Here is an 18,612-nt window from a genome sequence, read left to right as displayed (position 1 = left end):
GGGGGTGGTGCGGGGGCGGTTCAGGCGACGGGCGAGTGGAGGAGGGCGGCGGGCTCGGGGAAGCAGCGGGGGTCGTCCCACAGGAGCTGGACGTCGCGCGCCCAGTGCCGGTCGGGGTGCTCGTCGGCCTCGGCGGTCTCCCGCAGGTCCATGACCTCGCGGGGGAGTTCGGCGGGCGGGACGCCGGTGAGGCGGTCGGTGAGCTCGTCCAGGAACGTGGCGCCCGGGCAGGGGCCGTCGTGTCCGGGCTCGGCGCAGCCCGTGCGCGGCCACAGCAGGATCGCGACCGGGGTGTTGAGGCCGACCTCGAAGTGCGGTGGCGCCCCGGTGGGCGGGAAGGCGTAGCCGGTCAGGTCGGCGTCGTCGTCGCGCAGCCGTTTGCGCAGGCTCTGCGGTCTCTCCCCGGTGTCGCAGTCGACGCGGTGCAGCCGGGCCCCGGGGCAGGCGTCCAGCTTCTGCCACCGCTTGGCCAGCTGGTGACGCAGCCGTCCGCTGCGATGCCGGGAGCGGTCCACGACGACCAGCGGATAGGCGCAGCCGAGCGGGGTGGGGTCGTCGGCGCCGCACTCCCAGCTCGCCACCGGTTCGTTCAGCCACCCGCGAGGCAGTACGAACGTGATCAACTCCTCGGCGCCGGGCGCGAGTTGGGTGAACGCCTCGTCGATGCTCCGCTGGACGTAGGCGCGTACGGCGGCGCGCGGCAGCCGCCGCGAACCCACGCGCCTGCGCTGTCCGTCACGGTAGGCGGACACCTCGACGGTGACCTGGTCCGTGCCCGCGCCGCTGCGGTCCATCTCGACGACGATCGGCGACCACACCGGGGCCGCCGCCGCGGGCCGTACCGGCGGGGCGTCCAGCAGTTCCTCGAGCCGGTCGGCGAACCGGGTCACCGCCTTGCCGTCCGCCACCTCCCACTGCACATACCCGGCGGCCGCGCCGAGCGAGGCGAAGCCCTCCCTTGTCGGCAGTTCGGGGCCGAAGGGCCCCACGGCGTCGAGGAACAGCCGGTCGGGGTCGCAGTCCAGGCCCTCCGCCACCGCGCGCCGCACCAGCGCGTGCAATCTGCGCAGCGCGTCGCGGTCCTGGTCGGGCGCGGCGAGCAGGGCGCCGAGTTCGGGCCAGTAGCGGGCCATGACCTGGGTGGGCAGCATGCGGCCGACGCGGCCGTCCCGGGCGCCCACGACGGTCGACACCATGCCGACCACCCTGCCGTCCGCGAGGGTCACGGCCGCCCCGCTGAATCCGGGCGCCAGTGCCTGGCCATGGGCGGTGGCGGCCTCCAACTGCCGCCATTCGTCGCGGACCAGGGCGCCGGGCACCGCGTGATACTGGGCGAGCATGCCCTCGTCGTAGCCCTTGGGGAAGCCGTAGGCGACCAGCGTCGGTGCGGGTTCGCCCGCGAGTTCGGCGCCGGGGGGTGCGAACCGGGCGGGCTCCAGGGGCACGTCGCGGTCCAGCTCCAGTACCGCGAGGTCGCCGGGGTCCGCCGCGTCTCCCGCCCACCCGCCGAGAGCGGCCACGGTGGCCGGAAGCGGGCCCAGGTTCCGGCTGTTGGGGAAGGAGACGGTCACCTCGGAGGTGGCGCTCGCACGGACGACGTGGGCGCAGGTCAGCACGCGGCGCGCGGAGACGAGGAAGCCCGCTCCGACCTCGTTGCCGCAGACGATCCGGGCGTGCCAGGCGAACTCGGTCATGACGGATCGGCGGCCTGCGCGTCCGAACGGGACGGCCCCGGTGACCAGTTGAGCTTCACCACCAGGTGCCCCTCGGCCGCTCCCTTGGCGATGACGGCGCCCGCCTCCGCGCTGAGTTTCACCCCGAACTCCAGCTCGACCGAGTCCGGCTTGAGCGCGCCGTCCCGGAACACCCTGAGCGCGGACTCGGCGGCAGCCCGGACGCCGTCCAGCGCGCTCTCGAACGTACGGGCCGCCTGTGCCGGGCCGTCGCCGCGCGACACCATCCGGGCCCCGGACTCCTCGTCCACGCCCTCCACGACGACCAGTGCGCCGTCCTCCGTCTTGAACTCCACCAACGCGTCCAATGGGTCGTTGCTCCCCCCGTGCTCTGTGACGCAGGCAACCTCCCATGTTACGGACGGTGTTGGATGATGTCGCGGTTTCAGATGTGCCCTTTTTGTGTGCCTGGCGGAAAACCGCCAGGGCGTCAACCCGCCATGTCCCGCCGGTCCCTCCCGTGCCACGGGCCCCGACATCCTGTGCAGCACCCGACCAAGAGAGGCGTGCATGAGCAGAGGACCAGGCAGACGCAGAGCGATCCTCCTGTCGGCGGGGCTCGTGATCGCCCTGCTGCCGGCCGGTACGGCGGCAGCGGCTGCTCCCGGGAAAGCCGCACCCGCCAACCGCACCGCCCCCCGCACCACCCCCCAGACCGTCACCCTCGTCACCGGCGACAAGGTGACCGTCACCGACCTCGGCCACGGCAGGAAGACGGTGGACGTCGTACGGCCGCGCGGGGCCACCGGTGCCGTCAGGACCCGGACGGCGAACGGGGAGATCAGTGTCGTACCGGACGAAGCCCTGCCCTATCTGCGTGCCGGCACGCTCGATCAACGGCTCTTCGACGTCAGTGAGTTGATACGTCAGCGACTGGGTGACCGGAAGACCGGCGAGCTGCCGCTGATCGTGACGTACGACAAAGGGGCGAAGCTCGCGACGCCGCGGGACGCGGTGCGCACGCGGACTCTTGCGAGCGTGCGCGGGGCCGCCGTGGAGGCGGACAAGGGGCGGGCGTTCTGGCGGGCGTTCACCCAGCAGGACGGCATCGACAAGCTCTGGCTGGACGGGCGGGTCAGTGCCGACATGGCCGAGAGCAACGCCCAGATCGGGACGCGGGCGGCGTGGGACGCGGGACTCACCGGCAAGGGGGTGACCGTCGCGGTCCTGGACACGGGCGTCGACACCTCCCACCCCGACCTCGCGCAGCGCGTGTCCGTGACCAAGAGCTTCATCGAGGGCGAGGACGTCGCCGACCGCAACGGCCATGGCACGCACGTCACTTCGACCGTCGGCGGCAGCGGGGCCGCCTCCGACGGCAAGGAGAAGGGCGTCGCCCCCGACGCCACGCTGGCGGTCGGCAAGGTGCTCGACGACCAGGGTTCGGGCAGCGAGTCCCAGATCATCGCCGGCATGGAGTGGGCCGCCCGGGACGTGCACGCCAAAGTCGTCTCCATGAGCCTCGGGTCCACCGAGCCCAGCGACGGCACCGACCCCATGGCGCGGGCCGTCGACACCCTCTCCCAGGAGACCGGCGCCCTCTTCGTCATCGCCGCGGGCAACACCGGCACCCCCTCCTCCATCGGATCGCCCGGCGCTGCCGACGCCGCGCTCACCGTCGGGGCCGTCGACCCGTCCGACCGGGCCGCCTACTTCACCAGCGCCGGGCCGCGCCACGGCGACAACGCCCTCAAGCCCGACCTCTCCGCGCCGGGCGTCGACATCCTCGCCGCCAGGTCCCAACTCACCGACGGCGACGGCTACTACACCTCCATGAGCGGTACGTCCATGGCGACGCCCCACGTCGCCGGAGTGGCCGCCCTGCTCGCCCAGGAACACCCGGACTGGACCGGCGCGCGGCTCAAGGACGGGCTGATGTCGACGTCCGCGCGACTGGACGCGTCCGCCTATGTGCTGGGCGCGGGCCGGGTGAGCGTCCCCGCTGCCGTCAAGGCGGACATCACCGCCACCGGAAGCGCCGACCTTGGCTTCTACAGCTGGCCCTACGACGCCGACAAGCCGGTCACCAGGACCGTCACGTACACCAACTCCTCCGACAACAACGTCGAGTTGACCCTGTCCGTGGAGGGCGCCCCGGAAGGGGTGGCCACCCTCGCCGACCCGGCACTCACCGTGCCCGCGCACGGAACGGCGTCGACCACCGTCACCGGCGACGGCGCGAAGGCCGCGGTCGGGAACACCAGCGGGCAGATCGTGGCGTCCGTGGCCGGGACGCCCGTCGCGCACACCGTGTTCGGGCTGGTCAAGGAGGAGGAGCGGTACACGCTCACCGTCCATGTGAAGGACCGCGACGGGGCCGCCACCCCCGCCGACCTCGTCGTGCAGAAGTTGGCCGAGCACGTGGACCCCGTACCGGCGCACGTCGGCGACACCGGCACGCTGAAGCTGCGGCTGCAGCCGGGGACGTACAGCCTGACCTCCTTCCTCGACGTGCACGGCAGCCACGGCGCCGACTCGCTCGGCCTCGGCTTCCTCGCGGCACCCGAGATCGACCTCGACCGGGACCGTGAAGTCACCCTCGACGGACGGAAGTTGCGAGAGATCAGGGCGGAGGTGCCGCGGCGCACCGAGACCCGGCAGCTGCTCATGGAGTACGACCGCGACGCGAACGGGTCCGACCTGTTCGACGCCGTCCAGGTGCCGCTGAAGTACGACAGCGTCTTCGCCGCGCCGACCGGCCGCGTCACGCAGGGCGGCTTCGAGTACCGGACCGTGTGGCGGCTGGGCAAGCCGCAGTTGGAGGTGAAGGGCATCGGCGAGGCAGTCGTCCAGTCCGGCGGCACCCTCGCCGAGGGGCGCACCCGGCTGCCGCTCGTGGACGTGGGCACGGCACCCGTCACGGGGGCCGACCTCAGCGGGGTCCGGGGCAAGGCCGTGCTCGCCCGTCTCGCCGACGGGGCCGACCCGGTCGCCCTCGCGCAGGCCGTGCAGGACGCCGGTGCGAAGGCCCTGTTCGTCACCGACGGGGCCGCCGGACGGCTGTCCGTCTGGTGGGGCAACGACGACAACAGCGACCGTCCGCTGCAGATCGCCACGGTGAACGCCGCCGACGCGGCACGGCTGCGGGCGGCGCAACGCGTCGACATGACCGGCACCCGCAACTCGCCCTACGTCTACGACCTTTCCGAGGGCCACCGGGGCGCCGTCCCGGACCACGACCTGACCTACAGGCCCGGCCGCCGTGAACTCGCCACCCTGCAGACCAGATTCCACGCCACGAAGCCGGTCGACGGGACCGAGTTCCGGTACTCCCTCACCGACACCTTCCCCATCGGCCTCGGCTTCCGGGAGCGCATCGACTACCCGGCCGAGCGCACCGACTACGTGTCCACCGGCCCCGGCCAGCTCTGGACGGAGTCGGTGACGGCCGCGAACGACGCGCTGGAGGAGCGCAGCGGGTTCGTCACCTACCGCGGCGGCTCGCACCGGACGCTCAACTGGTTCAGGCCCGTCTGGCACCCGTGGCTGGGCACCGGGCTCGGCTGGGGACAGCAACGCTCCGGCAACCAGCTGCAGTTCAACATCCCCGGCTGGGGCGACTCCGGGCCCGACCACACCGGCTTCGGCGACGTCTGGAGCACGGACACCGGCATGTCCCAGACCACCGAGGTCTACCGGGACGGGACGCTCGTCGACCACGCCACCGGATCCGGCGCGTACGACTGGGAGGCACCCGCCGACGAGCACACCTACAAGGTCGTCACCGACACCGCGCTCGACGCGGACCGCTGGCGGCTGTCCACCAAGGGCCACTCCGAGTGGACCTTCCGGTCCGCGGCCACCCCCGCCGACCGGTGGACCTTCCTGCCCCTGATCAACCTCGGCTTCGACATCGACACCGACCTCGCGGGCGACGTACCGGCCGGGAAACGGCTGCCGGTGCGGGTCTTCGCCGAGTACGTCAAGGGCGCACCGGACACCGGGACGATCAAGAGCCCGGCGCTCCAGGTGTCCTACGACGACGGGGCGACCTGGCGGCCGGTGCGGCTCGCGGACGGCCACGGCACGCTGAACGTGCCGCGCGACGCCTCCTACGTCTCCCTGCGCGCCTCGGCCGCCGACGACCGCGGCGGCTCGGTGACGCAGGAGATCATCCGGGCGGTGGGGGTGCGGTAGGACGCACCACCCCACGGATCACCCCCAGCTCCACCAGGTCCTGCGGCCGGATGCGCAGTTCGTCCGCGGTGGCCTCGACCCGGGCGGGCGGCCGCTTCAGGATGGCGGCCGCCATCTCCGGGGCGATGACGGAGAAGTAACTGTCCGGCGTGGCATAGGTGTTGCCGGGAGCGGCGAGCGCCAGTGCCCCGCCGGACCCGCCCTCGCCGACGACGAGGGTGGTGACCGGGGTGCGGGCGGCGGCCACAGCCCCGAACACCTCCGCGATCGCGGCGCCCACGCCCTGCCGCTCCGCCTCCGCGTCGTTGGCGGCGCCCGGGGTGTCGACCAGCGTCAGCACCGGGATGCCGAGCCGGTCGGCGAGACGGATCAGCCGGGCGGCGGTGCGGTAGCCGGCGGGGCGGGTCGCGGTCCCGGTCTGCGCGGCGTAGGCCACGGTGCGGCCCTCGTGCTCGCCGAAGCCGCAGAGCATCCCGTCGGGGTCGGTGCCGCCGCAGCGGTCGCCGGAGATCGCCGTGCGAACGGTGAAGTACGCGTCCAAGTAGGCCCGCGCACGCGGGCGTTCGGGGGAGCGGGCCCGCTGGACCGCCGCCCAGCCGGTGGGGGGCAGGTCGCCCGTGCCGAGGGCGGCGGGGACGGGCGCTCCGTCCGCCGGTGAGGTCAGCAGCCGCAGCCAGGTCCCCAGCGTGGCGCGCAGTTCGGCGGGCGGCACCACCGCGTCCGCGGACCCGGCCGCGACCTGCGCCTCGGCCGTGTACGCCGCCGGGTCCGCGTCCGGCGGCCGGACCCGGGAGCCCGCGAAGCCGACCTGGGCGCCGGGCAGCGCGAGGATCACGTCGGCTCCCGCGCCGAGCGTGGCCCAGCCGCCGCCCGTCGTCGGGTCCCGCAACACAGCGATCTGCGGCAGCCCGGCCTCCCGGGTGAGCGCCGACTGCCGTGCCACGCGCTGGAGTTGGGTCAGCGCGAACATGCCCTCCTGCATCCGGCTGCCGCCCGTGGCGACCAGCGGGACGACCGGCAGACGGTGTTCGCGGGCATGGACGTACGCCGACTCCAGCCGGTCGCCGGTGCGTTCGCCGAGCGAGCCGCCGAGGAACCCGAACTCGAACGCGATCAGCACGGCCGGGGTACCCGCGACGCTCGCGGTGCCGCACACCACGGACTCCTGCTCGTCGGTCCGCTCGGCGGCGCGGGCGCGCGAGGCGTCGTAGCCCTGCCAGCCGAGAGGTCCGTCGGGCTCGGACTTCCGCTCCGGGCAGGGGAGTTCGCGAAAGGTGTCCTGGTCGGCGACGAGAGCGAGGAACTCGCGGGCCGAGAGGCGTTCAGTCACGGCTCAGCGCCCGCTTCATGATCTTCCCCATGTCGTTGCGGGGGAGGGCGGTCAGATGGTGCACGACGCGGGGCCGCTTGTGCGGGGCGAGGCGACGGGCGACGTGCTCCGCCAACTCCTCGACGGTGGGCGGGCATTCCGGGTCCTCCGGGACGACCCAGGCCACGATCCGCTCGCCCAGGTCGGCGTCCGGCTCCCCGGTCACCGCCGCCTCGCGCACCGCCGGATGCTCCAGCAGGGCGTTCTCGATCTCGCCGGCCCCGATCTTGTAACCCCCGCTCTTGATCAGGTCGGTGGCCTTGCGGCCGACGATACGGACATAGCCGTCCGGGTCGCGGACCGCCATGTCGCCGGTACGGAACCAGCCGTCCTCGGTGAACGCGGCCCGCGTGGCGTCGGGCCGGTTCAGGTAACCGCTGAAGAGATTGGTGCCGCGCACCTGGATCTCGCCCACCGTCTCGCCGTCGTACGCGGCGACGGCCGACCCGTCCTCCTCCACGAGCCGCAGCTCGACCCCGGGCAGCGGTACGCCGACCGTGCCCGCGCGCGCCTCGCCGTCGGCCCGCACGCTGGTGTTCATCAGCGTCTCCGTCATGCCGTACCGCTCGACGACCCGCCGCCCGGTCGCGGCCGCGATCCGCTCGTGGTCGTGCACGGGCAGGGCCGCCGAACCGGAGACCAGCAACCGGGCCCGGCCGAGCGCCTTGGCCAGCTCCGGTTCCTGCGGGAGTGCCTCGGCGATGCGGTGGTACATCGTCGGTACGCCGAAAAGCATCGTCGCGCCGTCGTTCAGCTCGCGCGCCACGCCCTGCGTGGTGAACCGGCCCAGGTGCCGCACGGAGCCGCCGCGCCGGAGCGGGCCCAGGATGCCGAGCACCAGGCCGTGCACATGGAACAGCGGCAGGCCCTGCACCAGCACGTCGTCACCGGTCCACTGCCAGGCGTCCGCGAGGGCGTCCAGGGTGGTGGCGACGGCCCGGCGGGGGATGACGGCGCCCTTGGGCGGGCCGGTGGTGCCGGAGGTGTAGACGATCAGGGCGGGGTCCTCGTCGCCGACGGACGCGGCGCGGGCGGTGGCGGAGGTTGCCTGGGCGGTGGCGGAGGTGGCGTGGGCGGCGGTGGGGGCGGCGCTCGTCGTGCCGTGCAGATCGACGTCGATGCGCGGCAAGTCCCGTACGGGAGCGGGCAGTTCGGCGCCCGGCGCCGCCAGCACCGCGGACGGGGCGCTGTCCGACAGGATGTGCCCCAGCTCCTTCTCGCCCGACTTCGGGTTGAGCGGCACCGCGGCGATCCCGGCCTCCAACGCCGCCACGACGGCCACCGCGGTCTCCAGTTCCACCGTCGCCCAGACGGCGACTCTTCCGCTGCCCGGAATCCGGTCCGCCAGAGCGCCGGTCGCGGCGGCGAGTTCCGCGTACGTCAGGGACCGGTCGCCGAACCGCAGGGCGGGACGCCGGGCCGGGCCGCCGGTCAGGGCAGGGAAGAGAGAGGACACGCGTCGTACTCCTTAGTTGTTCCTCGGCTGTTCAACGGTTGCCGGCTGGTGCAGCCCGTCCGTCCTACCCGAAGCCGGGCACGACCATCACCAGCCACACCACCGCGGGCACCACCGCCACCACGATCCCTCCATAGACCATCAACTGCCTCAAGAAACGCTCGCGGTCCACGTCCGGTGCCGCGGCCAGGACCAGCGCGCCGTTCGTCGAGAACGGGCTCACGTCCACCACGGTCGCCGACACCGCGAGTGCCGCCACCATGCCGACCGCGCCGATCTGGCCCTGCGCGAGGAACGGCACCGCCAGCGGGATCAGCGCACCCATGATCCCCACGGACGAGGCGAACGCCGACACGATCGCGCCGATGTAGCACAGCAGGACCGCGGCCAGCAGCGGGACGCCGATGCCGCCCACGCCCTCGCCCGCCCACTTGATGGTGCCCATCTCCTGCAGCACGCCGACATAAGTGAGGACACCGCAGATCAGCAGGACCGTCGACCAGGCGATCTCGCCGACCGCCCGCTTGCTGTCCTGCGGCCAGGCGGTGCTGAGCACGACCGCGAGGGTGATTGCCGTCAGACCCGCGTCCAGGTCCAGGACGAGGACGGCGACGACCAGCGCGACCAGGGCGACGAGGGTGGCGATCCGGGCCGGGGTGAGACGGATTGCGCCGGGTGCCTCGGTTGGGGAGGCGACGGCGGTGGCCGTCGGCGAGGCTACGGTGCCTGTGCCTGTGCCTGTGCCGGAGCCGGAGACAGGGGCGCCGGGCGCGCCGTCCGTCGCCCCGCTCCCGGTCGCCTCCTGCGGCGAGACCGCCCCCTGCTTCCACAGCTTGAGGCCGCCGAACAGGACGAACACCACGGCCGCGATGACGAGGTTGGTGAACAGCGAGGCGAGGAAGAGGGCGATCTCGTTGCCGGGGAGCTTCTCGCGCTCGACGATGCCGTTGACGATCGTGCCGTAGATGCTGATCGGCGAGAAGCCGCCCGCCTGGGCGCCGTGCACCACCATCACGCCCATCAGCAGCGGGCTGATGCCGTGCCGGACGGCGAAGCTCAGGGCGATCGGCGCGACGATCGCCACCGCGGCGGGGCTGACCGCCCCGATCGCCGTGAGCGCGCCGGTGAGGGCGAACATCACCCAGGGGATCAGCGCCACCCGCCCGCGCACCAGCCGGATCGCGGCCTGCACCAGCCAGTCGGTGGTGCCGTTGGCGCGGGCGATCGCGAACAGATAGGTGACACCGACCAGGACGACGAACAGATCGCCCGGGAAACCGGCGAAGATGCCGTCCGCGTCGAGGTCGGCGACGAGCTCACCGACGCCGAAGGCCGCGGCGAAGGCGAGCGCGCCCATGTTCACGGAGCGGGTGGTGGCGATGACGAACACCACGACCAGGACAAGGATCGAAATGAGTTCGGAGGACATACGGGGCTCCCGTCTTGGGTCCCTGTCGAGCGGTTGGGGGGAGTGGGGGAGGGCGGAAGTGCGGGCGGACGTGCGGGCGGACGTGCGGGCGGGGCATATGCCCAAGTGGTCAATTGGCTGAACCACTTCGGGGCTGGTTCGGGGCGTTGGCTGGTTAGCGTGCGGGCGCGAGACGGGTGCGTCAAGGGGTCGCGCAAAGAATTGGTTCATCCACTCGGCCACTTCGGGGCGCGGTGCTAGTCTCCCGACGAGAGGGGGAGCCCGTGACCGACGCCCTGCGCCCCATGACCAAACAGCGCCTGTACGAGCAGGTGCTCGACCGGTTGCGCCAGTACGTCACCGAGAGCGGCCTGCGGGCCGGCGACCGTCTCCCGCCCGAGCGTGACCTGGCCCAGCGGCTCGGCGTCAGCAGGGCCTCGGTGAAGCAGGCGATCGTGGTCCTGGAGGTCCAGGGCCTGGTCGAGGCGCGGCACGGTGGCGGCACCTATCTGGTCCGCGACAGCCTCGACGTCGAGCCCGTGGAGAAGATGGTCGAGCGCCGGCGCCGGCTGCCCGACGTGCTCGAAGCCCGCGAGGCCCTGGAGACCAAGCTCGCCGAACTGGCCGCCGAACGCCGTACCGACGAGGACCTCGACGCGATGCGGCGGGCTCTCGACCACATGGCGCGGGAGATGCGCGAAGGCCACCACGGTGTCGAGGGGGACCGGCTGTTCCACGCGGCGGTGACCGCGGCCGCGCACAGCAGCCTGCTCGCCGAGTTCATGCGCTCCATCTCCGACCAGATCGCCGAGAGCCGCACCGAGTCCCTGCGCCAGCCGGGGCGCCCCACCCGTTCCCTGGCCCAGCACCGCGCCATCCTCGACGCCATCGCCGACCGCCGCCCCACCCGGGCGGCGGCCGCCATGCGCCGCCATGTCCGTACGGTGGCGAAGGTGCGGCTGCTGGACTGGGAACCGGAGACCGAACAGGAGACGCAGGGGGAGTCCGAGACGCAGGTCGAGCCCGAGGCGCAGAACGGGCCCGAGGTGCAGAACGGGCCCGAGGCGCCGTAGCTCAGCGGCCGTCCGTCTCCACCACGTCCGCCACCACGCAGCTCACGTTGTCCGGGCCGCCCGCGGTGTTCGCCTCGGCGATCAGGGTGCGGGTCGCCTCGTCGGGGCTCGCGGCCGAGGTGAGGACGGTGCGGATGCGGGCGTCGGGGACGACACGGCTCAGGCCGTCGGAGCACAGGAGGTAGCGGTCGCCGGGGGCCGTGTCGTGCAGGCGTAGTTCCGGTGCGGCGGTGCCGAGTGCCTTGAGGAGCAGGGTGCGTTGGGGGTGGGCGGTGGCCTCCTCCGGGGTCAGCCGGCCCTCGTCGATCATCGACTGGACCATCGTGTGGTCGTGCGTGATGCGGAACAGGGCCCCCTCGCGCAGCAGATAGGCACGGTAGTCGCCGATGTGCACCAGCGCGAGCCGGGAGCCCGTCCACAGCAGGGCCGTCAGGGTCGTACCGTCGTCGCCCGAGCCGTCCGTCGCGTCCCGCACCGCCTCGGTCGCGCCCCGTACGGCGTCCTCCAGGACGTTGAGGACGTCCCCGGCCGGCAGTTCCTCGGTGTCCAGGACCCGCAGCGCCTCGACCGCCGCGCTGCTCGCGGGCGCGCCCGCCGGGCCGAATCCGTCGGCGACCGCGAGCAGCCGTGTGCCCGCGTAGGCCGTGTCCTGGTTGGCGGGGCGGACCAGGCCGCGGTCCGAGTGGGCGAAGTAGCGCAGTTCCAGCATGGTGGTGTCCTTCCTCGGGTCGTCCATCAGGTGCTCCACGAGGAACGCGGCGAGATCCCGCCGTACCGCCGTCTCCGCCTCTACCCGCGACCAGTACGCCCGGATCTCCCGGGCGGCGTCCGCGGGTTCGAGGGCGCAGACCTCGCGGATGCGGGCCAGCGGCATGCCGAGCCGTCGCAGCCAGGCCACCAGCCGGGCCCGCTCCAGCTGCGCCGCCGAGTAGTAGCGGTAGCCGGAGTGCGGGTCGACGCGGGCCGGGCGCAGCAGGTCCAGCTCGTCGTACAGGCGCAGCGCCTTCGGCGACAGCCGGCAGGCCCGTGCGAAGGCACCGATCGTCAGCATGTCCTTGGCCATCCGGCAGTCCTCCCCGTGTTCCAGGCACCGATGCTGGGCCTTCACCGAAGGGGAAGGTCAAACCGGTTGCCTCGGTTGCGGGCGGTCCGGTTAGCCTGCGAGGCGATCCGCCGCCGCAGGACGTACGAACTGGAGACCCTCGTGCCCCGAGTCGCCCTCGCCACCTACGACCCCGGTGCGCAGCCCAGCAAGGACCGCGACCTTCCCGGGCTGGTGCGGGCGCTGCGGGAGGCCGGGGCCGAGGCGGTGGCCGTGGCCTGGGACGACCCCGGCACGGACTGGGGCGCCTTCGACCTGGTCGTCATCCGGTCGACCTGGGACTACAGCTGGCGGGCGGGCGAGTTCGTGGCCTGGGCGCGGAAGGTCGCCGGGCTCACCCGGCTCGCCAACCCGGCCGAGGTCGTGCGCTGGAACACCGACAAGCGCTACCTCGGCGATCTGGCCGCGGCGGGCGTGCCCGTCGTACCGACCCGGTATCTCGCGCCCGGGGACACCCCCGAGCTGCCCACCGACCGCGAGTACGTCGTCAAACCGGCCTCGGGCGCGGGCGCCCGCTACGCCGCCCGCTACACGCCGGACGACCACGACACGGCGCTACGGCACCTCGCGCGCATGCACGAGGAGGGGCTGACCGCGATGGTGCAGCCGTATCTGAATGGCATCGACGTCAGCGGGGAGCGGGCGCTGCAGTTCTTCGGCGGACGGTTCCTGCACGCGGGCCGCAAGGGTGCCGTGCTGGCGCCGGGCACCGCGTACGACGCCGCCAAGGTGGCCCACCCGGACCTGGTCCCGTGGACGCCGACCCCGGCCGAACTCGCCCTCGCCGAGCGGGCGTTGGCCGCCGTGCCGGACGCGCCCGAGCTGCTGTACGCGCGCGTGGACGTGGTCGACGGGGAGGACGGGCGGCCGCTGCTGATGGAGCTGGAACTCGTCGAGCCGAACCTGTTCCTCGATCTGCACCCCGGGTCGCTGGCCGTGGTCAGGGACGCGATTCTGGCGGCGGCGCGGTGGTCGAGCCCGGGCGCAGGGTCCGTAGGCCCGTGAGGACGATCGACAGGGCGTAGCGGAAGTCGTCGTCCGGGGAGGCGGCGGACGCGTGGCGTTCGCGCATCGAGCGGGCCATGAAGGGGAACGGGAAGTCCGCGGCGTCGAGGACGGCCCGCTCGGCCTCCGGATCGGGCCGGGTCTGCTCCTCGACCACGCGGCCGACGAGGAAGTGGATCGACGCCCCGGCCGCGCGCGAGGCGTCGGCGAGCGAGAAGCCCGATGCGTGGAGCACCTCGGTGATGCGTTCGGCGTGCAGGCCGAGCGCATGGGCCCGGCGCAGATCGGCACCGGAGGCGACCGAGGCGCCGTCCCGGTGCGCGAGCAGGGCGCGGCGCAGACCGCCGAGGGTCTCCTCCAGCCACTCCCACCAGGGCTGACCGGGGCCGGGGTGGCCCAGGCGTGCGGCGGCGGGCGCCAGCATCGCGTCCGTCATCTGGTCCAGCAGGGCGCGCTTGTTGGCGAAGTGCCAGTACAACGCGGGGGCCTGGACGCCGAGTTCGCGGGCCAGCCGACGCACGGTCAGCTTCTCCAGCCCCTCGGCGTCGAGCAGCCGCAGGGCGGTGCGGGCGGCGTGGTGCTTGTCGATGGGCAAGCGATTCGGGTCCTTCCCCGCGGGGTGACGTTCTCGTGCGGTGTCTGCTTTCCGATGTTCTGGCTTGACACCTTAACAAGTTAAGGAAAGCGTTGAGGGTGCACTTAACTTGTTAAGGAGGGGTGGGCATGACCCACGACGCCGACGTGATCGTGGTCGGAGCGGGCCCCGTAGGACTCCTGCTCGCGGCCGAACTGCGCCTCGCGGGCGCGACCCCGCTGGTCCTCGAAAAGCTCGCCGCCCCGTCGCCGCAGCACAAGGCCCGCAGTGTCGGGCCGTTGGCCGCCGAGGCGCTGGTCCGCCGGGGCCTCGGTGAGCGGCTGGCCGCGCACGGCGGCGCGGGAGCCGCCGACAAGGCCCGGGACCACGGCAGCGAGAAGGGCCACTTCTCCTCGATCTTCAAGCTCGACCAGGCACTCCAGGAGGAGCCCGAGCGGCAGAGCGTGTACATCTGGCAGCCGGACCTGGAGGCCCTGCTCGGCGCGTACGCGAGCGGGCTCGGCGTCGAGGTCCGCCGTGAGCACACGGTCACCGGGCTCGTGCAGGACGCGGACGGGGTGACGGTGACCGTAGCCGTCCCGCAGGGCGAGCAGCGGTTGCGTGCCGCCTACGCCGTCGGCTGCGACGGCGGGCGCAGCACGGTGCGCCGGCTGACGGAGTTCGCCTTCCCGGGCACGGCCCCGATCATGACCGCCCGCCGCGCCCAGGCCGAGATCCTCAAGGGCGCGGAGCAGCTCCCGCCACCGGGGCGGCAGCCCCGCGGCATCCTCTACTACGGCAACGGCATGCTCGCCACCTTCGACTTCTTCGGTGACGCCCCCGAGGAACGCGACGCCCCGCTGACCGCGAAGGAACTCCAGGACAGCGTCCGCAGGATCACCGGGGTCGACATCGAGGTCGCCGTCACCGGGGAGACGCTCCGCTTCGGCGACCACGCCCGGCAGGCCGCGACCTACCGCCAGGGCCGCGTCCTGCTCGCCGGGGACGCCGCCCACGTCCACTCGCCCATGGGCGGCCAGGGCCTCAACCTCGGCCTGATGGACGCCGTCAACCTCGGCTGGAAACTGGCCGCAGAGGTGCGCGGCGACGCGCCGCCCGGCCTGCTCGACAGCTACACCGCCGAACGCCACCCGGCCGGCGCCCGCGTCCTGCACAACACCCGCGCCCAGTCCGCGCTGCTGGCCCCCGGCCCGCACACCGACGCCCTGCGCGACGTCTTCTCCGACCTGATGGACCTGCCCGAGGTCAACCGCCACCTCGGCCGCATGCTGTCCGGACTCGGCGACACCTACGACTTCCCCTACCCGAGCACCCACTCCCTCACCGGCCGCCACTGCCCCGACCTGACCATCAGGACCGGCGAGCGCGAGGAACGCCTGAGCGACCACACCCGAGAGGGACGCCCCGTCCTCCTGACACCGGACGTGCGCCCGGCGGAAGCCTGGCGGCGCCGCGTCGAACTGGTCCAGATCGACACGCTCGCCTACGACGGCCTCGACGCCGTACTGGTACGCCCGGACGGGGCGATCGCTTGGGCGTCCGGAGCAGGAGCCGGGGCGGGAGCGGGAGTTGCAGCCGACTCCGATGCCGAGGAGCGGGCGGACGAGGACCTGGAAACCGCCCTGGCCACCTGGTTCAGCCGTTGACGGAGGTGCGCTGAAGCAGCCCGGAGGTGAACGCGGGGCGGTTCTCGGGTCCGGGCCTTCTGCGCCCGGGGCGCGCACCGGCCGCTCGTACGGGACGGCGCCGCCCGTGCGGGGAGCCCCTCGAAGTGTCGCAGGTCGGCGCGTCCGGGGCCGTGGACGCGAGGCGGGTCTTCAGGCCCGGGCCTCCGACGCCCGGCGCGCACGCGAGCCACGCGTTCCCGACCGCGCCGTCCGGGCGCGGCGCGCCTCAAGCGCGGCAAGTCGGGCCGAACGGGCTGCCCGATACTCGCCCGGCCCACCCGGTTCAGCCGTTGACCGCGACGCGCTGGAGCAGCCTCCCGGGAACTCCGCGACCACCTGACGCCGTAACCCCCGCGCGTCCGGGGCGTGAATGCGGGGCGGTGCTCAGGCTCGGGCCCCGGCGCCCCGGCGCCCGGGGCGCGCACCGGCCGCCCGTACGGGACCGCGCGGTCCGGGCGCGGCGCGCCTCAAGCGCGGCAAGTCGGGCCGAATGGGCTACCCAAATACCCGCCCCGCCCACCCGGTTCAGCCGTTGACCGCGACGCGCTGGAGCAGCCCCCAGGTGAATTCCGCGACCACCTCCCGCCGCACCCCCTGCGCGTCCGGGGCCGTGAAGGCCAGGCCCCAGCGGGTGGGTGCCGAGCCCTGTAGTGGGCGGGCGGGGGTGAAGGCGTGGGCTGCCTCGTCGACCGTGCAGGACCAGGGGGTGAGGTCGGCGAGGGTTTGCAGGGGCGGGGCCTCGGCGCCGGGGGCGCGCACGAGCCATTCGTTCCAGACGGCGCCGTTCGGGGCGAGGAGCACCTCGAAGCGGAGGTCCGGCCAGAGGGGGACGGGGAAGAGCCATGCCTCGCAGTTCAGGTCGCCCACCTTGCGGGCAAGAGTGGTCTCGGGGGTGCCGAGGATCGAGCGGTAGCGGGAGGCGGCGGCGCGGCCGCGGGGGGAGTGGAGCATCGCCTGCCAGCGTTTGTTGGCCTCCCTCATGTCGGCGATGGAGACGCCCAATCGGTGCCGGGCGTCCTCCACCAGGTCCGGATTGTGGTCGGCCATGCGGCGCAGCAGGACCAGCTGGAAGTCGAGCGGGGTGAAGGGGCTAGCGGGGCGCTTGGCGGACGGCATGGGAACCATGGTCGCCCATGCCGTGCCCGGCCGCCCCGCCGCCGGGGCGGCGCCCGTCCGGGAGGAACAGGACGGAGTTGACGTAGCGCGGATGGCGGCGGAAGGGCAGGACGCGGCCCAGCAGTCCCTGGGAGACGACGTGCGAGGCGGTGGCCTGGTGCGCCTCCAGGGGGAACCGCGCGAGCGGCACCCAGGTCGCGCCCGGCAGCACCCAGCCGTCGTAGCGGAGCAGGGAGAGATAGGTGACGACGGGGGCGATCGGCTGGATACGGGACTCCAGTTCCACGAACAGGGCCGGGCGGTCGCGGGCCAGCAGTCCGGTGGCGCCGCGCAGCACCGCGAGCTCGCTGCCGTCCACGTCGATCTTGATGAAGTCGACGTCGCGCAGGCCGAGTTCGTCGAGGGTGACGCAGGGGACGTGCAGGGCGCGGGCGTGGATGTCGCGCCGGACCAGGGAGGACACGCCACGGTCACCGGAGTCGTCGGCCGGGAACCACAGGCGGGCCGTGCCCGGGCGGTCCGAGGCGGCGGCCTGCACGACGCGTACGTTCGACGGGCTCGCGGAGTCGAGCAGCCGGGCCAGATGCGGGACCGGTTCGACGGTGACCACGTCGCGCGCCCGTCGGGCCAGGCGCCGCGTCCACGGGCCGTACCAGCCGCCGACGTCCACGGCGGTGCCGCAGCCCGACGGGCACAGGTCGGCCAGCCGGGCCAGTTCGGGCTCGAAGCGCGGATAGACGGCCCGGGCGGTGGCGGCCACCAGACGGGTGGGCAGGTACGGCGCCAGACGGGCGGCCAGGGTGCGGGACATCACCGGGCCATCCGCTCCAGCAGGACCTCGTGCTCGGCGTCCGACACCTGCTCGCCGGACGACGGAAGCAGTTGCGGGATGCCGTCGACGATCGGGTAACGGCGGTGCAGGCGCGGGTTGTAGAGGGCCTCGTCGTCCGTCGGCCCGGCCGGCGGGAGAAGGTGCAGCGAGCCCTTGTCGAGCGGGCACGCGAGGATCTGCAGCAGGGGGTCGTCGGGGTTCATGGAGGGGTCAACTCCTTGGTGGCAATGGGGGGTTGGGAGGGCTGTGGGTCGTGTTTGGGCATGGCGAGGAGTACGGACACGGCCAGCGCGATGCCCGCCAGGCGCAGCGCGAGCCGTACGGGGTCGTGCGGCAGCGCCTCGCCGAACGCGAGCGTGCCGAGCACGGCCGTGTACAGGCAGGTGACCGTGGTGCAGACGGGCACGATCAGCGAGGCCCGGCAGCGCTGCAGCGCGGCCTGCGACATCACCAGGCCGAACGCGCCGGTGAACAGCAGGAGATAGGGGTACGGCGAGCGGATCACCCCGGACACCGCCGGCCCGAGCCCACCGGCGGTCAGACAGCTCGACACGCCCTTGATGGCGAGCGAGCTGACCCCGTACAGCAGGCCCACGGCCACCCCGTACTCCACCCCTGTGGTCGGCGCCCGGTGCCGGTGGCGGGCACGGCGCTCCGCGGAGCCGTAGAGCCACACCCCGCCCGCGAGCGACGGCACGCACACCAGCAGGATCAGCGGGTACGGCGCGCTGCGGCTGACGGAGTCGGCGCCCGCGCCCTGCTCCTTGAGCGAGAGCACCACCATGAGCAGGGCGCCGAGGATCGCACCGAGCGCGTACCGCTCCCGTCCCGTGGTCTCCTCGCCGAGCAGCCGGGCCGAGAGCAGCACGAGCAGCACCAGGCCGGAGACGAAGATGCCCTGGGCGGCGGCGATCGGCAGGGTGCGGTAGACGACGAGCTGCGCACCGAACCCCGCGGCCAGCGCCAGCGAGCCGCCGATCCACAGCGGACTGCCGATCACCAGCCGCAGCAGCCGGGCGGGCTTGCGGATGGTCACCTCGGGGAGGCCGCTGAGCGCCCGTTTCTCCAGGACGAAACCGAGGCTGTACAGGGTGTTCGCCATCAGGGCCGCGGCCACTC

Annotated in this window: 15 protein-coding genes; 4 read left to right on the top strand and 11 right to left on the bottom strand. The window is 73.3% G+C overall.

Annotation, left to right across the window (positions count from 1 at the left end):
- Positions 1-20: 20 nt before the first annotated feature.
- Together JYK17_RS12250 and JYK17_RS12245 are read right to left on the bottom strand one after the other, a co-directional pair.
- Positions 21-1,694 carry a VMAP-C domain-containing protein gene (locus tag JYK17_RS12250; protein ID WP_108007780.1) on the bottom strand — a complete coding sequence of 558 codons (1,674 nt, stop codon included), beginning with the start codon at positions 1,692-1,694 and terminating at the stop codon, positions 21-23.
- The gene (locus JYK17_RS12245; protein WP_128803115.1) at positions 1,691-2,041 is read right to left on the bottom strand and encodes a CU044_2847 family protein; all 351 of its coding nucleotides are present in this window, start codon (positions 2,039-2,041) and stop codon (positions 1,691-1,693) included. Before JYK17_RS12245 ends, JYK17_RS12250 begins: the two co-directional genes overlap by 4 nt.
- Positions 2,042-2,243: 202 nt before the next feature.
- Here JYK17_RS12245 and JYK17_RS12240 point away from each other — a divergent pair, with 202 nt between their 5' ends.
- Positions 2,244-5,870: a S8 family serine peptidase gene (locus JYK17_RS12240; protein ID WP_222810360.1), complete on the top strand. Its 3,627-nt coding sequence runs from the start codon at positions 2,244-2,246 to the stop codon at positions 5,868-5,870.
- Here JYK17_RS12240 and JYK17_RS12235 read toward each other — a convergent pair.
- The 3 genes from JYK17_RS12235 to JYK17_RS12225 form a co-directional block, all read right to left on the bottom strand.
- The gene (locus JYK17_RS12235) at positions 5,845-7,200 is read right to left on the bottom strand and encodes a carboxyl transferase domain-containing protein (RefSeq protein ID WP_222810359.1); all 1,356 of its coding nucleotides are present in this window, start codon (positions 7,198-7,200) and stop codon (positions 5,845-5,847) included. The two genes, JYK17_RS12240 and JYK17_RS12235, sit on opposite strands and share 26 nt — an antisense overlap.
- Positions 7,193-8,695, bottom strand: a complete 1,503-nt coding sequence (locus tag JYK17_RS12230) for an acyl-CoA synthetase (protein ID WP_222810358.1) — start codon at positions 8,693-8,695, stop codon at positions 7,193-7,195. Before JYK17_RS12230 ends, JYK17_RS12235 begins: the two co-directional genes overlap by 8 nt.
- Before the next feature lie 64 nt (positions 8,696-8,759).
- A complete protein-coding gene (locus JYK17_RS12225; protein ID WP_222810357.1) occupies positions 8,760-10,124 on the bottom strand; it encodes an SLC13 family permease in 1,365 nt (454 codons plus the stop codon).
- Between the two features lie 263 nt (positions 10,125-10,387).
- Here JYK17_RS12225 and JYK17_RS12220 point away from each other — a divergent pair, with 263 nt between their 5' ends.
- Positions 10,388-11,176 carry a FadR/GntR family transcriptional regulator gene (locus tag JYK17_RS12220; RefSeq protein WP_234547725.1) on the top strand — a complete coding sequence of 263 codons (789 nt, stop codon included), beginning with the start codon at positions 10,388-10,390 and terminating at the stop codon, positions 11,174-11,176.
- A 1-nt stretch (position 11,177) separates the two neighbouring features.
- Here JYK17_RS12220 and JYK17_RS12215 read toward each other — a convergent pair whose 3' ends face one another.
- The gene (locus JYK17_RS12215) at positions 11,178-12,239 is read right to left on the bottom strand and encodes a MerR family transcriptional regulator (RefSeq protein WP_222810356.1); all 1,062 of its coding nucleotides are present in this window, start codon (positions 12,237-12,239) and stop codon (positions 11,178-11,180) included.
- Between the two features lie 141 nt (positions 12,240-12,380).
- Here JYK17_RS12215 and JYK17_RS12210 point away from each other — a divergent pair, with 141 nt between their 5' ends.
- Entirely contained in the window at positions 12,381-13,283 is a 903-nt protein-coding gene (locus JYK17_RS12210) for an ATP-grasp domain-containing protein (RefSeq protein ID WP_108008066.1), read from the top strand.
- Here JYK17_RS12210 and JYK17_RS12205 read toward each other — a convergent pair.
- The gene (locus JYK17_RS12205; RefSeq protein WP_108007787.1) at positions 13,219-13,878 is read right to left on the bottom strand and encodes a TetR/AcrR family transcriptional regulator C-terminal domain-containing protein; all 660 of its coding nucleotides are present in this window, start codon (positions 13,876-13,878) and stop codon (positions 13,219-13,221) included. The two genes, JYK17_RS12210 and JYK17_RS12205, sit on opposite strands and share 65 nt — an antisense overlap.
- 128 nt (positions 13,879-14,006) lie before the next feature.
- On the opposite strand from JYK17_RS12205, the gene JYK17_RS12200 reads away from it, so the two are divergent.
- Positions 14,007-15,524 carry an FAD-dependent monooxygenase gene (locus JYK17_RS12200; RefSeq protein WP_222810355.1) on the top strand — a complete coding sequence of 506 codons (1,518 nt, stop codon included), beginning with the start codon at positions 14,007-14,009 and terminating at the stop codon, positions 15,522-15,524.
- 546 nt (positions 15,525-16,070) lie between these two features.
- Here the strand turns inward: JYK17_RS12200 and JYK17_RS12195 are convergent.
- Genes JYK17_RS12195 through JYK17_RS12180 form a run of 4 tightly spaced genes read right to left on the bottom strand, consistent with a single transcriptional unit; the run spans position 16,071 to position 18,610 of the window.
- A complete protein-coding gene (locus tag JYK17_RS12195; RefSeq protein WP_234547723.1) occupies positions 16,071-16,661 on the bottom strand; it encodes a hypothetical protein in 591 nt (196 codons plus the stop codon).
- Entirely contained in the window at positions 16,636-17,472 is an 837-nt protein-coding gene (locus JYK17_RS12190) for an FkbM family methyltransferase (protein WP_222810354.1), read from the bottom strand. The genes JYK17_RS12195 and JYK17_RS12190 overlap by 26 nt, the downstream gene beginning before the upstream one ends.
- A complete protein-coding gene (locus tag JYK17_RS12185) occupies positions 17,472-17,696 on the bottom strand; it encodes a Trm112 family protein (protein WP_108007791.1) in 225 nt (74 codons plus the stop codon). The genes JYK17_RS12190 and JYK17_RS12185 overlap by 1 nt, the downstream gene beginning before the upstream one ends.
- Positions 17,693-18,610 (bottom strand): hypothetical protein, encoded by a 918-nt coding sequence (locus JYK17_RS12180; RefSeq protein ID WP_108007792.1) that lies wholly within the window; start codon positions 18,608-18,610, stop codon positions 17,693-17,695. The genes JYK17_RS12185 and JYK17_RS12180 overlap by 4 nt, the downstream gene beginning before the upstream one ends.
- Positions 18,611-18,612 lie beyond the last annotated feature (2 nt).

The organism is Streptomyces plumbidurans (genome assembly GCF_019857225.1).
GTDB classification, from domain to species: Bacteria; Actinomycetota; Actinomycetes; order Streptomycetales; family Streptomycetaceae; genus Streptomyces; species Streptomyces plumbidurans.
The sequence above is the reverse complement of the archived record's forward strand: the minus strand, read 5'-3'. Positions and strand labels throughout refer to the sequence as shown.

What these genes read in the sequence shown, in the direction of transcription:
- JYK17_RS12250 (WP_108007780.1), bottom strand. Translation starts at nt 1,694, where the DNA reads ATGACCGAGTTCGCCTGGCACGCCCGGATCGTCTGCGGCAACGAGGTC.
- JYK17_RS12240 (WP_222810360.1), top strand. Translation starts at nt 2,244, where the DNA reads ATGAGCAGAGGACCAGGCAGACGCAGAGCGATCCTCCTGTCGGCGGGG.
- JYK17_RS12225 (WP_222810357.1), bottom strand. Translation starts at nt 10,124, where the DNA reads ATGTCCTCCGAACTCATTTCGATCCTTGTCCTGGTCGTGGTGTTCGTC.
- JYK17_RS12215 (WP_222810356.1), bottom strand. Translation starts at nt 12,239, where the DNA reads ATGGCCAAGGACATGCTGACGATCGGTGCCTTCGCACGGGCCTGCCGG.
- JYK17_RS12200 (WP_222810355.1), top strand. Translation starts at nt 14,007, where the DNA reads ATGACCCACGACGCCGACGTGATCGTGGTCGGAGCGGGCCCCGTAGGA.
- JYK17_RS12195 (WP_234547723.1), bottom strand. Translation starts at nt 16,661, where the DNA reads ATGCCGTCCGCCAAGCGCCCCGCTAGCCCCTTCACCCCGCTCGACTTC.
- JYK17_RS12190 (WP_222810354.1), bottom strand. Translation starts at nt 17,472, where the DNA reads ATGTCCCGCACCCTGGCCGCCCGTCTGGCGCCGTACCTGCCCACCCGT.
- JYK17_RS12185 (WP_108007791.1), bottom strand. Translation starts at nt 17,696, where the DNA reads ATGAACCCCGACGACCCCCTGCTGCAGATCCTCGCGTGCCCGCTCGAC.